The 2,327-nt window shown below is 72.9% G+C and carries 1 protein-coding gene and 1 pseudogene; both read right to left on the bottom strand.

What is annotated here, in order from left to right; translation table 11 throughout:
- A partial coding sequence (locus ACFW9D_RS35450; RefSeq protein ID WP_384629107.1) for a polynucleotide kinase-phosphatase occupies window positions 1-2,084 on the bottom strand: 2,084 nt, incomplete at its 3' end.
- Window positions 2,081-2,327 (bottom strand): annotated as a pseudogene (locus ACFW9D_RS35445) (3' terminal RNA ribose 2'-O-methyltransferase Hen1); the annotation flags it as partial. The pseudogene ACFW9D_RS35445 and the gene ACFW9D_RS35450, both read right to left, overlap by 4 nt.

The following is a 2,327-nucleotide window of genomic DNA, read 5'->3' as shown; positions in this document are numbered from 1 at the left end:
TGCTGTTGGGGGCCACCCCCACCCGGGCCCCGGCCTGCGTGGCTCACGTATAACCCCGTTGGGGGATGTGAATCGCGGGCCCGGGCCCGGGGGGGCCCCCGCTGCCGCTCCAGCAGGTCGCCCACGTCGACCCCGCGCGCGGCGGCCGTCTCCAGCGCCGCGAGAACTCCGGGGAACGCCGCGCCGGAGGCCGCGCCGACCGCCGCGTACTGGGAGCGCAGCAGCCCGGACGCCTTGAGCGACCAGGGCATCAGCTCGCCGTCCAGGAGCAGCCAGTCGGTGTCGAGCTCCTCCCACAGGCCGGCCGCGGTGATCGCGTCCCGCACCCGGGCGAGGACGGCCTCGGTGGTCTCGGCGTCGTCGAAGAACGGCCGGCCGGTCCGCGTGTAGAGCGAGCCGGTGACCGACCTGTCGTCCACGCCGAACCGCTCGCGCGCGGCCTCCGCGTCGCGGCACACGAGCGCCACGGCCCGCGAGCCCATGTGCTTCTCCTCGCACACGACCCGGGCGACGCCGTCCGCCGCGTACTGGGCGAAGGCCTCCGCCGGGTGCTCCAGGAAGTCTCCGGCAGCGGCTCCGCCGCGGTCCTCCGCCCCGGCCGTGGCGGTGGGTGCCATGGTCGGCGGCAGGTAGGGCACGAGCCGCGGGTCGACGGCGAAGCGGCTCATGACCTCCAGGGCCGCCGCCGCGTTCTCCTCGCGCACGGCGACGCGACCGGCGTGCCGGGTCTCGACGGTTCGGCGCCCGTGCACGTCGGCGAGGTCGAGCGGCCGGCCCTCGTGCCCTCCGGGCGCCTCCGTGGCGAGCGGCCGCACCGGCTCGTACCAGACCTGCTCGGCCGGTACGTCGACGAGTTCGCGCTCCGGCCAGCGCAGCGCGGTGAGCTTGCCGCCGAAGACGACGCCGGTGTCGAGGCAGATGGTGTTGTTGAGCCAGGTGGCGTTCGGCACGGGGGTGTGGCCGTAGACGACGGCCGCCTTGCCGCGGTAGTCCTCCGCCCACGGGTAGCGCACGGGCAGCCCGAACTCGTCGGTCTCCCCGGTGGTGTCCCCGTACAGCGCGTGCGAGCGCACCCGGCCAGAGGTGCGGCCGTGGTACTGCTCGGGCAGGCCCGCGTGGCACACGACGAGCCTGCCGCCGTCGAGGACGTAGTGGCTGACGAGGCCGTGCACGAACTCACGGACCTCGGTGCGGAACTCCTCGCTCTCCTTCTCCAGCTGCTGGATCGTCTCGGCGAGACCGTGCGTGTGCTGCACGTTGCGGCCCTTGAGCCAGCGCTCCAGCTTGTTCTCGTGGTTGCCGGGCACGCACAGCGCGGTGCCCGCCTTCACCATGCCCATGACGCGGCGCAGGACGCCGGGAGTGTCGGGGCCGCGGTCGACGAGGTCGCCGACGAACACAGCGGTACGCCCTTCGGGGTGTGCGCCGTCGACGTAGCCCAACTCGCCGAGCAGGGTCTCCAGTTCGGCCGCGCAGCCGTGGATGTCGCCGATGATGTCGAAGGGGCCGGTGAGGTGGGTCAGGTCGTTGTACCGCTTCTCGCGCACGACGCCCGCGTGCTCGATCTCCTCGGCTCCGCGCAGCACGTGCACCTTGCGGAACCCTTCGCGCTCCAGGTGGCGCAGGGAGCGGCGCAGTTCGCGGGTGTGCCGGGTGATGACGCGGCGGGGCATGTCGGCGCGGTCGGTGCGGGCGGCGTTCCGCGCCGCGCAGACGTCCTCGGGCACGTCGAGGACGATCGCGATGGGCAGCACGTCGTGCTCGCGGGCCAGCTCGACCAGCTGACGGCGGCTCTCCTGCTGCACGTTGGTCGCGTCGACGACGGTGAGCCGTCCCGCGGTGAGCCGCTTGCCGGCGATGTAGTGGAGCACGTCGAACGCGTCGCGGCTGGCGCTCTGGTCGTTCTCGTCGTCGGCGACCAGGCCCCGGCAGAAGTCGCTGGAGATGATCTCGGTCGCCTTGAAGTGGGCGCGGGCGAAAGTGGACTTGCCGGATCCCGACGCACCGATCAGCACAACGAGGCTCAGGTCGGTGACGGGCAGCGTCCGTCCGCTCTCCCGGTTGTCGATGTCGGTCCCGCTCATCCGTCCTTCGCCTCCTTCTCGGCGCGGTTGTTCTCTTCCGTACTGTTCACGTCTGTTCTGTTCGCGGTCCCGCTCGGGGCGGTGTCGGTCAGGCTGAAGACGGCCATCTGCGTCGGCGGCCCCACCTCGGGGTCGTCGGGCCCGACCGGCACGTACGCGACCTCGTAGCCGTGCCGCCCGGCGACCCGCCCGGCCCACTCCCGGAACTCGGCGCGCGTCCACTCGAACCGGTGGTCGCCGTGC

Origin of the sequence: Streptomyces sp. NPDC059524 (genome assembly GCF_042749255.1) — a bacterium.
In the GTDB taxonomy this organism is placed as follows: domain Bacteria; phylum Actinomycetota; class Actinomycetes; order Streptomycetales; family Streptomycetaceae; genus Streptomyces; species Streptomyces xanthii.
Note: the sequence above shows the minus strand (reverse complement) of the source record. Positions and strands in the feature narration are given on the sequence as shown.